Genomic DNA, 13988 nt, shown 5'->3' with positions numbered 1-13988 from the left:
CCTGCTGCGCCGTCACGACCCAGTCGAAGGGCACGCGGAAGTGCCGCCGGGTCGCCTCGAAGAGGTCGTCGTCGACGTTGGAGAGCACCGCGAGGCGGCAGCCTTCCGCGGCGAGACGCGCGAGCGCGGCGTTCGTGTCGGGAAACGGCTTCCAGTCGCCGAGGCTCTCCGCGACGAAAGCGCGCTCGCCGGGACCGAGCTCCCAGCCGAAATGCCGTGCCACGCGCGCCGTGGTCTCGCCGAGGACTTCCCGGTAGGGCCGATAGCGCGCTCGCTGGACCTCCGGCTCGATCCGGGCCCAGCAGGCGAGCACGGAAGCGCGGTGGACCTCGATCCCGGCGGCCGCGGCGGCGTGCTCGAACGCGGACCCGATCCCCTCGTCCCAGTCGATGAGGGTCCCGTAGCAGTCGAACGTGACGATCTCGTAGGAAGCCATTCGAGGATTCTATGAGCAAGCGGCGAGTATGAAGGGCGCCGAGTTGAAGCGGACGCTTCGCGCCGCTGAACTCGGCGCCGCGAGCAAGAGACGTCGAGGTGGTGATTTCCGGCGATCCGCTCGAGGGGCGCCGCGACGCGATGAAAATCGCATCGCGGTGCGCAGGGAAGAGTCGCGGCCGCGGTATTCTTCCTTGCGTGCGACTGGCAATGCCCCGAAGCGCGGCGAGGCGCGAGCCCGACGGGATGCGGGTGCTCGAGCCCGCGGCCGAGGCGTACCGAGAGCGTACGTTGAGGCCGCGGGTCGCGGCGCACGCGCCCGTCCGGCTCGATGCATCGCCGCGCTCGTCATGATCCCGCTCTCCGACATTCGCGCCGCCGCCGACCGCATCCGCGGGCACGTCCACCGCACGCCCCTCCTGTCTTCGCGCTCGATCGGCGAATCGGTCGGCGCGGCGGTATTCCTGAAGTGCGAGAGCTTCCAGAAGACCGGATCCTTCAAGCCGCGGGGGGCCCTGAACAAGGTGCTCTCTCTCGAAGGGGAGGAGCGGGGGCGCGGCCTCGTCACGGTGTCGGCGGGCAACCACGCGCAGGCGGTCGCCTGGGCGGCGCGTCGCACCGGCGTCCCTTGCGCGGTCGTGATGCCGGCGAAGGCGCCCGCGTCGAAGGTCGAGGCGGTACGAGGGTACGGCGCGCGGATCGTATTCCACGACGACAACTCGACCCTGTTCGACCGGCTGCGCCAGCTCCAGGAAGAGACCGGCTACGTCTTCGTTCACCCCTTCGACGACCCCGTCGTTCTCGCCGGCGCCGGAACGGCGGGGCTCGAGATCATCGAGGACCTCCCGGACGTCTCCGTCGTCGTCGTCCCCGTCGGGGGCGGCGGGCTGATGGGAGGCGTCGCCTCGGCCGTCAAGCAGTCTCGTCCCTCCGCGCGGGTCTACGCGGTCGAGCTCGCCGAAGGGCCGGGTCTCGGTCCGGCCCTCGCCGCGGGGAAGCCCGTCCCGGTCCCGCGTCCGGCGAAGACCCTCGCCGACGGGCTGATCCCGCCGTTCGTCGGAGCGATCCCGCTCGCGATCGCGCGGGAGGCGCTCGAGGCCGTCGTGACGGTCTCGGAAGCGGCGATCGCCTCGGCGATGCGGCGCCTGCTCACGCGCGCGAAGCTCTACGTCGAGGGCGGCGGAGCGGCGGCGACGGCGGCGCTCCTTTCCGGAGCGATTCCGGTCGAGAAGAGCGACACGGTCGCCGTCCTCGTTTCAGGAGGAAACGTCGATCCCGAGCGGTTCCCGTTCGCCGAGCCGGCCGCCTGAGCCCGGCGGCTACTTGCCGCTGAACTTCGGCGTGCGCTTCTCGACGTTGGCGGAGAGTCCTTCCTTCGCGTCCTTCGACTTGAAGAGAAGGGACTGGAGCTCGCGCTCGAGCGCGAGCGCGGACTCGATCGGGATCTCCGAGCCGGTCTGCACGGAGCGCTTGATGTGGCCGACGGCCATCGGGGCCTTGTTCGGCGGGCAGAACTGGCGCGCGTAGTCCATGACCTGCTCCCACCATTCGGCGGGGGAGCCCTCCCAGACCTGGTTGACGACCCCCATTTCCTGCGCTTCCTCGAACGTGTAGGTGTTTCCCGTCACCATGAGCTCGATCGCCTTCGACTTCCCGACGATGCGCGCGAGGCGGGTCGTGCCGCCCGTTCCGGGGAGCACGCCGAGGTTGACCTCCGGAAGGCCGATCTTCCCCGCGTCCTTGCGCGCGATGCGGAGGTCGGCGGCGAGCGCGATCTCGAGCCCGCCTCCGACGGTATGGCCGTTCAGGGCGGCGATCACGAGCTTCGGGGAGTGCTCGAGGCGCAGAAGCGTCTCGTTGGCGTGGAGGCAGAAGTAGTACTTGAACTCGGGGGTCACGGCGTTCAGCATGTTGATGTTCGCCCCCGCCGAGAAGAACTTGTCCCCCTTGCCGCGCAGGAGGATGACGTGGGCGCCGTCGTCGAAGCGCGCCCGGAGGATCGCGTCGTCGAGCTGACGGTTGAACGCGTAGGTGTAGGTGTTGGCGGGCGGATCGTCCATCTCGATGACGGCGACCCCCCCCTCGTTGCGGTAGTGGATCAGCTCCTGGTCGAACTCCGGTGCGGTCCAGTCGCGGGTTTTGGATCGGTCTTCGGTAACGGTGCTCATCGGGTTCGTCTCCTCCGAAAGACCAACGATATCAGAGGGGCCGCCCCGGTCCGCTCCGAGTCGGGTCGACCCAGGCCGGTTCGCGTCCGGGCCCGCGCTCGAGCTTCCAGATCGGGACGCGTCTCTTGACGGCTTCGATCGCCTCCCGGCAGGCGGCGAACGCGTCGGCGCGATGCGGCGAGACGGCGACGATCGCGACCGATTCCTCGCCGACCGCCAGCGTTCCGACGCGGTGGCGGACCAGCGTGAGGGTCTCCGGAAACGCGGCGCCGAGCTCCCGCTCGATCTTCTCGAGCTCGCGCTCGGCCATCTCGCCCCAGGCCGCGTACTCGACCGACTCGACCGGGAGCCCCTCGTTGCGGTCGCGGACGACGCCGACGAAAGCGGCGATCGCACCGTCGGAATCGCGGCGGGCCGCGGCGATCAGCTCGCCGACCCTGAGGGGCTCCGGGGAGAGCCGCGGGCGCTCTCCGGCCGCGCGGGCCATCAACCCCCCGCGATCGGCGGAAGGAACGCGACCTCGTCGTCGTCCGAGAGCGTCCGCGTGCCGGAGACGTACTCGCAATTGACGGCGACGGCGGGCATCGTCCCGAACCGGGCGAAATGCGGGACCGAGACCTGGAGGCTCCGCCAGAGGTGCGCGACGGACGTGCCGTCCTCCACGTCGCGGACCTCCTGATCGACGCCGACGGCGTCGCGAAACGAGGCGAAATAGAGGAGCCGGACCCGCATCGAGCGTATTCTAAGCGCGATGACCGAGTCCCCCGTCTCCCGGCCGCTCGTTCTCGCCCTCGTCCTCGCGGGGGCCCTGGGAGCGGTCGTGGTGAAGGACGAGCGGACGTCGTCGTTTTTCGCGGGCTTCGGGGCGGGCACGGGGGTCCTCTTCGTGCTCTCTTTCTTAAGAAATCCGCGCTCGGCTTCCCGGCGCGCCCCGGACGAGAGAGAATCCGCCGAGCATGACCTCGATCCTGATCGTTGAAGACGAGAAGAAGATCGCCGACTTCCTGCGCAAGGGACTGTCGGAGAAGGGCTACACGGTCGACGTCGCGTCCGATAGCGACGGCGCTCTCGAAGACGCCGTCGCGCAACCGCACGACCTGATCATCCTCGACCTGCTGCTCCCGGGCTCCCGCGACGGGCTCGATCTGTGCCGCGAGCTCCGCCGCCGCGGGGTGGCGTCGAAGATCCTGATGCTGACGGCGCGCGACACCGTCGAGAACAAGATCGAGGGCCTCGATTCCGGCGCGGACGACTACCTCGTCAAGCCGTTCTCCTACCGCGAGCTCCTCGCCCGGCTGCGCGCGCTGACGCGGCGGAGCGAGATCAAGGAGATCGGGCCTCTCGAGTGCGACGGGCTCCTCTACGAGCCGTCGTCGCGCACCGCGCGGATGGGCGATGCGACCGTCGAGCTCACGATGCGCGAGGGGGCGATCCTCGAGCTCCTCCTGCGCCGAAAGGGAAAGGTCGTCTCGCGCGCCGAGATCGCGGCCCGCGTCTGGGAGGACACCTCGGATCTCTCGACGAACATCATCGACGTCTACATCAACTCCATCCGGAAGAAGATCGACGGCCCGGCGCGCGGACGCATCCGGACGGTTCGCGGCGTCGGATACTCGATGGGCGCCTGAGCCGGTGGAGGACCGCTCCGACTCGGTCGATGCCAGGCTCGCGGACCTGGAGCGCCGCGAGATCGAACAGGCGCAGTTCATCGCGGACGTCTCGCACGAGCTCCGGACGCCGCTGACGATCCTGCGCGGCGGAATCGAGGTCGCGATCGAAGGCGATCGGACGGCCGACGAGTACCGGCAGGCGCTCTCGGAGGCGCTCGTGGAGGTCCAGCACCTGGTCCGGATCTCCGAAAATCTGCTCTTCCTCGCGCGGGGAACGGCCGGCCGCGTGACGATCTCGTTCGCCCGCGTCGACCTGCGCCGGTTCGCCGAGGAGCGGTCCCGCGAGTTCGAGTCGGCCGCGATCGAGAAGGGGCTCGAGCTCCTCTTCGAGGCCCCGGCGCGTCCCGTCGGGATTCTCGCGGACCCCAGCCGCCTGAAGGAAGTCTTCCAGAACCTGCTCGAGAACGCGATCCGGTACACCGAGAAAGGGCACGTGCGCGTCCGCGTCTCGATCGAAGGGGGTCAGGCCGCCCTGGCCGTGGAGGACACGGGCGTCGGTATCGACCCGCAGGACGTCCCCAACGTGTTCGACCGTTTCTTCCGCTCCGACCGGGCGCGCCGGGCGTACAGGGGAGGGTCGGGGCTCGGCCTCTCGATCGTCCGGTGGATCGTCGAGGCCCACAAGGGCACGGTGCGCGTCGAGAGCCGGCCGGGGAAGGGGTCGACGTTCTTCGTCACCTTCCCGCTGATTTCCTAGCAGCGGGCGCGAAAGCGCCGACCGCGTCAGGCCGGCGGCTGCGTTCCGATGATTGATCCTCCGGCGGCGCTGGGATACGCTCCCCGAAACCGCAAAGGGAACTCGCCGGGAGGTTTGGAATGATGGCTGCCGATCCGGGGCGGGCGAAAGAATCCGCGGGCGCGCCGCGCGTCCTCGACGACATGCACGACGGTCCGGAGGAGCTCGCGACGGGGAACCCGCTTCACGAGCCTCTTTCCCTTTGCCGGGAGCTCCTCGTCCCCTGCCACGACGCCGCGGCGGTGCGGGCGGCCGAGACCGGCCGTCGCCGCGCGGCGCTCGGGGTCTGGGGGGCCGCTTTCGGCGCCGTCGCGGTCGCGCTGGCCGTCGTTTCGATGGCGTGGGCCGCCGCGGGAAAGCGCCCTGCGGGAGCGGCAGGGCCGTTGGCGGCCGCCGAAGCGGCCGCGGCGTTCGCCAGCCTCGCCCTTCTCGCCGCTCGCGGGATCGTCGCGAGAAAGAGCGCCTGGCTCGCCGACCGGGCCCGGGTCGAACGTTGCCGCCAGGCGAAGTTCCGCTTGCTGCTGGACCCCTCCCTCTGGAGCCGCCGCGGCGACGAGGCTCACGAACGCGTCGAGCATTTCCGCGCCGAAGCCGGCGCGCTCGCATCCCTGGGGCCGGACGGGGCATCCGAGTGGGTCGAGATCGACTCCATCCCGACCGCGCGGACGATCCCGGTCGGGAGCGGGATCGATCCTCACTCGGTGCACACGCTGATGGACTACTACCAGGCGCGCCGGATCGACCCGCAGCTCGCCCGACTGGCCGCCGAGGGAGGAAGAGGGGCCGGCAGCGCGCTCGTTCCGCCGCCGGCCGGTCTTCTCGCGGCCAGTGTGGCCGGCGTCCTCGCCGCGGGGATCCTCGGCTCGATGCCCGCGACGCGGGGGAGCGCGTGGTCCTTCGCGATCGTCGCGGTTGCCGTCCTGCTGCCGTTCGCCGCGGCGGCGCTCCGGGCGGCGTCGCTGGCTTCACTTTCCGAATCGGCTCGCCGTCGGACCCGGGCCCGCCGCGCGGCCCTCGCCGAGCTCTCCGGACGCCTCCAGAAGGTGAGCGGGGCCGAGGCGATCTTCCGCGAGCTCGGCTTCTGCGAGGACGTGCTCGAATCGGAAGGGCGGGATCGGATTCGCCGGGACCTCGACGCAGGATGGATCGGCTGAGGATTTTCAGGCGCGCGAGGGGCGGGCTCGCGAAGGCCGGGGGAGCGCCCGCGAGCGACCGGCGCCGAAAAAGGACGGGACCGGCGGTCCATTCCCGCACGAACCGCCCAACGAGCATTCATTCCATCTAAATCCAAGTTTCTGAAAGACTTCCGGGCAAGCGGATTGCATCGTGGTCCCGCGGTGCCTTGTGGACTACCAGCGCATTCGTGACCCGAATGCCGGCCTCCCTCCCATGCCGGCGGCGAGGCCTCGCCCTCCGGCGCGCACGCGAATCCTCATCGTCGAAGACGACCCGGCGACCCGCGCCGGCCTCGAAGGACTGCTGGGAGGCCACACTTGGGCCGACGTCGTCACCGCGGCGTCCCTCGACGAGGGGCGTCAGGCGCTCGCCCGGTTCGATCCGGACATCTGCCTGACCGATCTCAAGCTTCCGGACGGAAGCGGGATCGACTTCATCCGCTCCGCGCGGCAGGAAGTGCGGCGCGACGTGATCGTCGTCACCGGCAACGGCTCGATCGACACCGCGGTCGAGGCGATGAAGGAGGGGGCGTTCGACTACCTCCTCAAGCCGCTGAGGCCCGCGGAGATCGGCGTGGTGCTCGAGCGCCTCGAGCGCAAGCGTGAGATCCAGCGCCAGGTCCGCGAGCAGGAGACGCGCTTCCAGGCGCTCATCGAGCACAGCTCCGACGCGATCGCGCTGCTCTCTTCCGACGGGTCGGTCCTCTACGCGAGCCCGTCGACGGCGCGGATCCTCGGCCACCGGAGCGAGGACATCATCGGGAGCCGCTGGTTCGACCATCTCCACGCCGAAGACGCGGCCGCAGCCTCCGATTTCTTCGAGGCGATCCTCGCCGGCCCGGGGCGCCCCGGCACCTTCGAGGCGCGGATCGCCAGCCGCGGCGGCCAATGGCGCTGGATCGAGATAACCATGACGAACCTGCTCGCGGAGCCGAGTGTGGACGCCGTCGTCGTCAACTATCGCGACGTGACCGAGCGGCGGCGCGCGGTCGACGAGCTGGAGTACCGCGCCTTCCACGATTCCCTGACGGGCCTCCCGAACCGGGCGCTTTTTCTCGACCGCCTCGGTCAGGCGATCGCGCTCGCGCGCCGGGAGGGAAAGAAGCTGGCGGTGATGTTCATCGACCTCGACGACCTGAAACGGGTCAACGACACGCTCGGGCATTCCGCGGGCGACGCGCTGATCCGAGGAGTCACCGAGCGTCTGCGCGCGTGCGTGCGCGAGGCGGACACGCTCGCCCGGGTCGGAGGCGACGAGTTCACGCTGCTGATTCCGGAGGTCGCCGACGAGTCGGACGCGGTCACCGTCGCGACGAAGACGCTCGCGAGCGTCGCCGAGCCGTTCGCGATCCACGGGCAGGAGGTCGCCGTCACGACGAGCATCGGGATCGGCTTCTATCCGCGCGACGGATCCGACGCCGAGGCGCTCATGGCCTGCGCCGACAAGGCGCTCTACCGGGCCAAACGGACCGGCAAGAACCGGTACCGATTCAGCTCCCTTTTCGAATAGCGATCGAGCTCGCGGCGGCATGGATCTTGCGGACCCGGAGTCCCGTGGGACAGGCGAAGCTCATCCTCGCGATCGACGACGACGCGGACTTCCGAGAGGGGTTGACCGACGTCCTCGACGAGTTCGGCTACCGGGTCCGGACCGCCGCCAACGGCCGGGAAGCCCTCGAGGCGCTGCGAACGGAGCCCGCGCCCGACGTGATCCTCCTGGATCTCCGGATGCCGGAGATGGACGGGCGGACGTTCCGACGGGAGCAGGCCCGGGACGAGAAGCTTTCCGGCATTCCGCTCGTCGTCGTGTCCGGCTCCCTCGAGGTCGACGAGGAAGCGGAGTCGCTCGGGGCCTCGGCCGTCCTTCCCAAGCCGTTCGGCGTCGACGAGCTGCTCAAGTCCATCGAAACCGTTATTCAACACTAGCGGCGGGGCGATACCCGTCGCGGGAGCTGGCTCGGCGGACGGGAGCGCGTGACGGCGGCGGGTCCTTCCCGCCTTCGCCAAGGCTTCGGCTCGGCATGCCGCTGCGCTCAGGATTGCGTGATCCGCGCTCCCAGTGCGCGTTTTCCCGGCACACCGGTTGCAATTGCCGGCTTCGATTGAGCAAGAAGACGTTGATCGTGATCGCCCTCGGCGTTCCGCTCGCCGTTCTCGGCCAGGACGCGCCCGCGGCGCCCGCGCCTCCCGTCCACGAGGAGATCGTCGTGACGGCGGACCGGGTCCCGGAGCCCCGCGACGAAGCGCCGGCCGCGGTTTCCACGCTCGACCGCGCCGAAATCGACGCTCTCCCCGCCGAGAACCTGGGGGAGCTCCTGCGGTACCTGCCCGGGTTCGAGCTCTTCTTCGGCACGGATGCCGGCGGCACGCCGCCCATGCTGACCGCGCGCGGGTTCTTCGGCGGAGGAGACGCCGAGTACGTGCAGGTCCGCGTCGACGGCGTGCCCGTCGGGGACGCGAACTCCGGGATCGTGGACTGGCGCGCGCTCCCCGCCGACCGCATCGACCGCATCGAGGCGGTGCGCGGACCGGCGTCGCCCCTCTACGGCGACACGGCCCTGGCCGGCATGATCGAGGTCTTCACGCGGCGCACGGAGAACGGCGCGACCGCCTCGGCATCCGCCGGCAGCTTCGGAACCGCCGCCGCCAGCGCCGCCGTGCGCGTCCCCGCGGGAGAGGGAGACGTCTCGGCCGCGGGCAGCGCGTCGCGCACGGACGGTTTTCGCGCGCATTCGACCGAGAACGACGAGCGCTTCGCCGTCGAAGCCGGCCGCCGCGCCGAATCGGGGGATTGGGCGCTGCGGGTGACCGGGACCGCGAAGGACCGCGACGACCCGGGACAGCTCCCGCTCGACGCCGCGCGGTCGGACCCGCGGGCCTCCGACCCGGAGTTCCGTTTCGACCGGGAGAAGACCGACCGTCTGCGCGCCTCGCTCTCGCTCGAGCGCAGCGACGCGCTCGTTCCGTTCCGGGCGCTCCTCTACGGCGCCCTCCGGCGGACGGACCTGGTCCGGACGCTGCTCGTCGCGCCCGCCCTCGGGGAGACGGCGGCGCAGGCGCTCGACTCCAACGGCGCCGGAGCGATCCTCGACGGGCGGTGGACGGCGCCCGATTCCCTCGGGGGAGTCCGGCTGCGCGGCGCAGCGGAGTGGTCGCGCGATTCCGTCGACAGCGTCTACCGGTCGGTGGGCGACGACGGGTCGATCGACGGGAGGATCGGCGCGGCTCGGGGAGACCGGGACCGGATCGGCGCGTTCGTCGCCGCCGACGCCGACCCGTTCGCCCGCCTTCGCCTGACCGCGGGGCTGCGCTGGGACCGCGTGGCCGACCGGCTGGCCGAGCCGCGGGTCTCCGCCGTCCACGAGGCGTGGTCGCCGCAGGTGGGCGCGGTCGTCTTCCTGGGGTCGCGCGGAACCGCGAGCCCCTCGATCTTCGCGCGCTGGTCGCGAGCCTTCAAGGCGGCGACCTTCGACCAGCAGTTCGACCCGCGCCCGTTCTCCGATTTCCAGGGAGGGAGTTTCACCGTGTCGAATCCGGAGCTCTCGCCTCAGCGCGCGCGGATGCTCGAGGGCGGCGTGCGGGCGCCCGCCGCGGCCGGAAGGATCGAGGCGACCGCGTACCGGATCGACGTCGACGACGAGATCGACTTCGACCCGGCGATCTTCCGCTACCGCAACATCGGCCGGAGCCGTCACACGGGGATCGAGACGCGGGCGGCGTGGAGCTGGTCGCCCGGGCTTTCGACCTTCGCGTCGTGGGACTGGACGCGGGTCGAGTCGCGCGGGGGAGAGAATCGGGGACGGCAGCTCAAGAACATTCCCGAGCACGTCGTTCGCGCCGGCGTCTCCGCCCGGCTGCCGGGAGAGCTCGAGGCCGAGGCCGCCTGGACGTGGACGGCTCGGCGCTGGCTCGACGACGCCGACCGGTTCCGGCTCTCCGACGCCTCGGTCGTCGATCTTCGGGTGTCGCGGCGGTTCGGCGATTTCCGCGTCCGGCTCGACGTCGCGAACCTCGCGGATGCGCGCTACGCCGACGTCGGCTTCACCCTGTCCGATTTCCAGGGTCGCGACGTGCCGTACGTGTATCCCTCCGCCGGACGGAGCATCCGGGTCGGTCTCGACTGGAGGCGGTGACCGGGAAGCCGCGGAAGGATCCCGAGGAGCTCGAAGGCGAGGATCGCGATCGACGCCGCGAGCGCGGCGATCGGGGCTCGGGAGGCGGGTCGGGCGACCGGAACTTCGATGGTGGCCGGTGAAGCTCGCCGGCAATCAGCGCGCCGGGGAGTCGTGCGCCGGGAGCAGCGCCCGAAGCTCGGGCGGGAGGGAGAAGTGGACGTCTTCCGTCACCGTCCGGAACTCCTCGACGACCTCGACGCCGAGCTTCTCGCGAGCGTAGTCGACGACCTCCCAGACGAGGACCTCGGGCGCCGAAGCGCTCGCCGTCAGTCCGAGGATGCGGACGCCCGCGAGCCATTCGGGCCGGATCTGCTCGGCGCGCTCGATCAGGTGCGCCGGAACGCCGAGCCGGATCGAGACCTCGCAGAGCCGCAGCGAGTTCGAGCTGTTCGGCGCGCCGAGCACGAGCAGCGCGTCGACGGTGGGCGCCATCGCGCGGACCGCGTCCTGCCGGTTCTGGGTGGCGTAGCAGATGTCGTCCTTGGCGGGATTGACCATCTGCGGAAACCGCCTCCGGAGCGCTTCGACGATCTCGCGAGTGTCGTCGAGGGAGAGCGTCGTCTGGGTGAGATAGGCGACGCGCGACGGGTCCAACACGGCGACGGTCTCCGCGTCCTCCCGGGTGCCCACGATGCGGATCGCGTCGGGCGCCTCGCCGAAAGTGCCGATCGTCTCGTCGTGATCCTCGTGGCCGATGAACAGGATCGTGAACCCCTTCTTCGCGTAGCCCAGCGCCTCGAGGTGGACCTTCGTGACGAGCGGGCACGTCGCGTCGATCGTGCGGAGGCCCCGGCGCCGGGCATTGTCGCGGACCTCCGGAGAGACGCCGTGCGCCGAGTAGACGAGCCACGATCCTTCCGGCGCGTCGTCGACCTCGTCGACGAACCGCGCTCCCTTGCGGCGGAGCTCGTCGACGACATAGCGGTTGTGGATGATCTCCTTGCGGACGTAGACGGGGCCGTCGCACACGGCGAGAGCCTTCTCGACGACGTCGATCGCGCGCACGACGCCGGCGCAGAACCCGCGGAGTCCCGCGATCAGGAGCTTCTCGACGCGCGGCGGTGGAGCGGTTTCAGGCATCGTTTCGATCATATCGCGGCGAGCGACGTTCGCGATGTCAGGCGAAGGTAGACTCGCGGCTGACCCCGTGCGAGTTACAGCTCGCGATTCAGGACTGCGACCAAATTTCCTACCTGCTTCACCAATATTGGTTCTCGCCATTGCGTCCGCTCGATTCCCCATCTCGTCTCGAACAGGTTAACGAACTGCCGCAGAAGCTTGCCGACAACACCGACGTCCCCCCGCAAGACAGGAGGAAGTGGCTCGATCTCGAGCATCGTCTCCACGTCGTTGTGAGCGATCACTCGGCTTGCCCATTCCGGCACGTTCGTCGCGCGATGGGCGCGGTCGGCGAGCTCGATCAATTCGGCCGGCGCGTCTGCCTCGCTGCCGTACGCCGCCGTCAGAAGACCGCGGAGACTGGTATTGAGCCGCTTCTTTCCGCGGGCCTGTGATTGAGCGGTACCAGTGAGGTCACGTATAAGAACGAAGGCCATACCATTCAGGCAGCGATGCGCGGTAGCGAAAAATTGGGGTGCGACCCTGTTCAGCGGTTCCCTCACCTCGAACCGGGCCATTTCTCGGTACACCCCGTCGATCTCGACTACGTACTCGGTCAACGCCTTGATCGCTTCATAGATCTTCAGCGGCAGGCTCGTCAGGAACCGGTTCGATTCAGGCGTTTTCTTTTCGTCCATATGTCGGATTATCGATCTTCGAGTGCGATAGCTCATGGCCCGTTTCGCGTGGGGTGACTTTGGGGATGCTCCCTTTTCTCATGGATGTTGACGTCTGGGAGGCGGCCAGTTGGTACCCCACTGAGGCGCGGCGAGGCGCGAGCCCGACGGGATGCGGGTGGCCCGCGAGATCCCGAGGCATACCCGGGCGTATGTCGCAGGGTCTCGCGGGCGGCACGCGCCCGTCCGGCTCGATGCATCGCCGGGCCTGCCGCTATACTCCCTCTGTGAGGACGCTTTTCCTCAACCCTCCCTCCTTCGACGGATTCGACGGGGGAGCCGGCTCGCGGTACCAGGCCCGGCGCGAAGTCCGCTCGTTCTGGTATCCGACATGGCTGGCGCAGCCGGCGGCGCTCGTGCCGGACAGCCGCCTCGTCGACGCGCCCGCGCGCGGCCTCGGCCTGGCCGACGTTCTGCCGATGGCCCCCGAATACGAGCTCGCCGTGCTCCACACGAGCACGCCGTCGTATCCCTCGGACGTCCGCGTCGCGGAGGCGATGAAGAAGGAGAATCCGAAGCTCCGGATCGGATTCGTCGGCGCGCACGTGGCCGTCTCGCCCGAAGCGTCTCTGGCGGCGTCGCCCGCGATCGACTTCGTCGCGCGCAACGAGTTCGACTACACGATCGCGGAGGTCGCGCAGGGACGCGCCCTCTCCGCCATCGACGGAGTGAGCTGGCGCGACGGCGATCGGATCGTCCACAACCCGGAGCGCGCGACGATCGAGAACATGGACGGGCTGCCGCCCGTCATCGACGTCTACAAGCGCGACCTCGTCGTCGAGGACTATTTCATCGGTTACCTCGAGCATCCGTACGTCTCCCTCTACACGGGGCGCGGATGCCGGTCGCGGTGCACGTTCTGCCTCTGGCCGCAGACGATCGGCGGGCATCGCTATCGCACGCGCTCGCCCGAGAACGTGGCGCAGGAAATCCGCCGCGCGAAGGAGTACTTCCCGCAGGTGAAGGAATACTTCTTCGACGACGACACGTTCACCGACGATGCCCCGCGCGCCGAGGCGATCGCCCGACTCCTCGGGAAGATCGGCGTCACCTGGTCGTGCAACGCCAAGGCGATCGTCCCGTATGAGACGCTGAAGGTCCTGAAGGACAACGGGCTGCGGCTCCTCCTCGTCGGCTACGAATCGGGGTCGCAGCAGATCCTGAACAACATCCGGAAGGGGACGCGAATCGACTGGGCCCGGCGGTTCACGGAGGACTGCCACCGCCTCGGCATCGTGATCCACGGGACGTTCATCGTCGGGCTCCCCGGCGAGACGCCCGAGACGATCGAGGAGACGATCCGCTTCGCGCGGGAGATCAACCCCCACACGATCCAGGTCTCGCTCGCCGCGCCGTATCCGGGCACCGAGCTCCACCGGCAGGCGCTCGAGAACGGCTGGTTCGTGGATTCGGGGCTGGTCGGCACCGACGGCGTCCAGGTGAGCTCGCTCGAGTATCCCGGTCTCTCGCACCGGCAGATCTTCGAGTCGCTCGAGCGCTTCTACAAGCGGTTCTACTTCCGTCCGAAGAAGATGGCCGAGATGGCGTGGGAGATGCTGTCGACCGCCGGGATGATGAAGCGCCGCCTGCGCGAAGGCGCCGAGTTCCTGCGCTTCATGACCGCCCGCGAGGACCAGGCCTGAAGCGACTCGTCGTCACCGGCGACGATTTCGGATTCTCCCGCGGCGCCAACCGCGCCATCGCCGAGGCCCACGACCGCGGCATCCTGACGGCCGCGAGCCTGATGGTGACGGGCGCGGCCGCCGACGAAGCCGTCGCGATCGCGCGCGCCCGTCCCGCGCTCGCCGTCGGGCTCCACCTCGTCCTCGTCCG

At 69.7% G+C, this 13988-nt stretch carries 16 protein-coding genes; 10 read left to right on the top strand and 6 right to left on the bottom strand.

Annotated elements, in window-relative coordinates:
* The coding region (locus VKH46_13400) for an HAD family hydrolase (protein ID HKB71836.1) at nt 1–436 on the bottom strand (436 nt) is incomplete at its 3' end.
* A 349-nt stretch (nt 437–785) separates the two neighbouring features.
* On the opposite strand from VKH46_13400, the gene VKH46_13395 reads away from it, so the two are divergent.
* Entirely contained in the window at nt 786–1745 is a 960-nt protein-coding gene (locus tag VKH46_13395) for a threonine/serine dehydratase (protein ID HKB71835.1), read from the top strand.
* A 9-nt stretch (nt 1746–1754) separates the two neighbouring features.
* Here VKH46_13395 and VKH46_13390 read toward each other — a convergent pair whose 3' ends face one another.
* Genes VKH46_13390 through VKH46_13380 form a run of 3 tightly spaced genes read right to left on the bottom strand, consistent with a single transcriptional unit; the run spans nt 1755 to nt 3335 of the window.
* Nucleotides 1755–2603: an enoyl-CoA hydratase/isomerase family protein gene (locus tag VKH46_13390; protein HKB71834.1), complete on the bottom strand. Its 849-nt coding sequence runs from the start codon at nt 2601–2603 to the stop codon at nt 1755–1757.
* Between the two features lie 31 nt (nt 2604–2634).
* Nucleotides 2635–3090 carry a molybdenum cofactor biosynthesis protein MoaE gene (locus VKH46_13385; GenBank protein HKB71833.1) on the bottom strand — a complete coding sequence of 152 codons (456 nt, stop codon included), beginning with the start codon at nt 3088–3090 and terminating at the stop codon, nt 2635–2637.
* A complete protein-coding gene (locus tag VKH46_13380; GenBank protein ID HKB71832.1) occupies nt 3090–3335 on the bottom strand; it encodes a MoaD/ThiS family protein in 246 nt (81 codons plus the stop codon). The genes VKH46_13385 and VKH46_13380 overlap by 1 nt, the downstream gene beginning before the upstream one ends.
* Before the next feature lie 19 nt (nt 3336–3354).
* On the opposite strand from VKH46_13380, the gene VKH46_13375 reads away from it, so the two are divergent.
* The 7 genes from VKH46_13375 to VKH46_13345 all read left to right on the top strand — a co-directional run bounded on the left by VKH46_13375 (nt 3355) and on the right by VKH46_13345 (nt 10317).
* Complete coding sequence (locus VKH46_13375) at nt 3355–3582, top strand: hypothetical protein (GenBank protein HKB71831.1); 228 nt, start codon at nt 3355–3357, stop codon at nt 3580–3582.
* Nucleotides 3560–4231 carry a response regulator transcription factor gene (locus VKH46_13370; GenBank protein ID HKB71830.1) on the top strand — a complete coding sequence of 224 codons (672 nt, stop codon included), beginning with the start codon at nt 3560–3562 and terminating at the stop codon, nt 4229–4231. The genes VKH46_13375 and VKH46_13370 overlap by 23 nt, the downstream gene beginning before the upstream one ends.
* Nucleotides 4232–4235: 4 nt before the next feature.
* Nucleotides 4236–4970: an ATP-binding protein gene (locus VKH46_13365; protein ID HKB71829.1), complete on the top strand. Its 735-nt coding sequence runs from the start codon at nt 4236–4238 to the stop codon at nt 4968–4970.
* Nucleotides 4971–5092: 122 nt separating this feature from the next.
* Nucleotides 5093–6163, top strand: coding sequence for a hypothetical protein (locus VKH46_13360; protein HKB71828.1), 1071 nt, complete (start codon nt 5093–5095; stop codon nt 6161–6163).
* A gap of 235 nt (nt 6164–6398) precedes the next feature.
* Nucleotides 6399–7694, top strand: coding sequence for a diguanylate cyclase (locus VKH46_13355; protein HKB71827.1), 1296 nt, complete (start codon nt 6399–6401; stop codon nt 7692–7694).
* Between the two features lie 44 nt (nt 7695–7738).
* Nucleotides 7739–8110, top strand: coding sequence for a response regulator (locus tag VKH46_13350; protein HKB71826.1), 372 nt, complete (start codon nt 7739–7741; stop codon nt 8108–8110).
* A gap of 176 nt (nt 8111–8286) precedes the next feature.
* The gene (locus VKH46_13345; GenBank protein ID HKB71825.1) at nt 8287–10317 is read left to right on the top strand and encodes a TonB-dependent receptor; all 2031 of its coding nucleotides are present in this window, start codon (nt 8287–8289) and stop codon (nt 10315–10317) included.
* Between the two features lie 135 nt (nt 10318–10452).
* Here VKH46_13345 and ispH read toward each other — a convergent pair whose 3' ends face one another.
* Nucleotides 10453–11439, bottom strand: coding sequence for a 4-hydroxy-3-methylbut-2-enyl diphosphate reductase (ispH, locus tag VKH46_13340; GenBank protein HKB71824.1), 987 nt, complete (start codon nt 11437–11439; stop codon nt 10453–10455).
* 74 nt (nt 11440–11513) lie between these two features.
* Nucleotides 11514–12116: a hypothetical protein gene (locus VKH46_13335; protein ID HKB71823.1), complete on the bottom strand. Its 603-nt coding sequence runs from the start codon at nt 12114–12116 to the stop codon at nt 11514–11516.
* 233 nt (nt 12117–12349) lie between these two features.
* Here VKH46_13335 and hpnJ point away from each other — a divergent pair, with 233 nt between their 5' ends.
* On the top strand, nt 12350–13798 hold the full coding sequence (gene hpnJ / locus VKH46_13330; GenBank protein ID HKB71822.1) for a hopanoid biosynthesis associated radical SAM protein HpnJ: 1449 nt from the start codon (nt 12350–12352) through the stop codon (nt 13796–13798).
* Nucleotides 13795–13988: ChbG/HpnK family deacetylase (locus VKH46_13325; protein ID HKB71821.1), on the top strand; the 194-nt coding region annotated here is incomplete at its 3' end. The genes hpnJ and VKH46_13325, both read left to right, overlap by 4 nt.

Source organism: Thermoanaerobaculia bacterium, assembly GCA_035260525.1.
GTDB lineage: Bacteria > Acidobacteriota > Thermoanaerobaculia > UBA5066 > DATFVB01 > DATFVB01.
This window is presented reverse-complemented; position numbering and strand designations above follow the sequence as displayed.

What these genes read in the sequence shown, in the direction of transcription:
- VKH46_13395 (HKB71835.1), top strand. Translation starts at nt 786, where the DNA reads ATGATCCCGCTCTCCGACATTCGCGCCGCCGCCGACCGCATCCGCGGG.
- VKH46_13390 (HKB71834.1), bottom strand. Translation starts at nt 2,603, where the DNA reads ATGAGCACCGTTACCGAAGACCGATCCAAAACCCGCGACTGGACCGCA.
- VKH46_13385 (HKB71833.1), bottom strand. Translation starts at nt 3,090, where the DNA reads ATGGCCCGCGCGGCCGGAGAGCGCCCGCGGCTCTCCCCGGAGCCCCTC.
- VKH46_13380 (HKB71832.1), bottom strand. Translation starts at nt 3,335, where the DNA reads ATGCGGGTCCGGCTCCTCTATTTCGCCTCGTTTCGCGACGCCGTCGGC.
- VKH46_13375 (HKB71831.1), top strand. Translation starts at nt 3,355, where the DNA reads ATGACCGAGTCCCCCGTCTCCCGGCCGCTCGTTCTCGCCCTCGTCCTC.
- VKH46_13370 (HKB71830.1), top strand. Translation starts at nt 3,560, where the DNA reads ATGACCTCGATCCTGATCGTTGAAGACGAGAAGAAGATCGCCGACTTC.
- VKH46_13360 (HKB71828.1), top strand. Translation starts at nt 5,093, where the DNA reads ATGGCTGCCGATCCGGGGCGGGCGAAAGAATCCGCGGGCGCGCCGCGC.
- VKH46_13355 (HKB71827.1), top strand. Translation starts at nt 6,399, where the DNA reads ATGCCGGCGGCGAGGCCTCGCCCTCCGGCGCGCACGCGAATCCTCATC.
- ispH (HKB71824.1), bottom strand. Translation starts at nt 11,439, where the DNA reads ATGCCTGAAACCGCTCCACCGCCGCGCGTCGAGAAGCTCCTGATCGCG.
- VKH46_13335 (HKB71823.1), bottom strand. Translation starts at nt 12,116, where the DNA reads ATGGACGAAAAGAAAACGCCTGAATCGAACCGGTTCCTGACGAGCCTG.
- hpnJ (HKB71822.1), top strand. Translation starts at nt 12,350, where the DNA reads ATGCATCGCCGGGCCTGCCGCTATACTCCCTCTGTGAGGACGCTTTTC.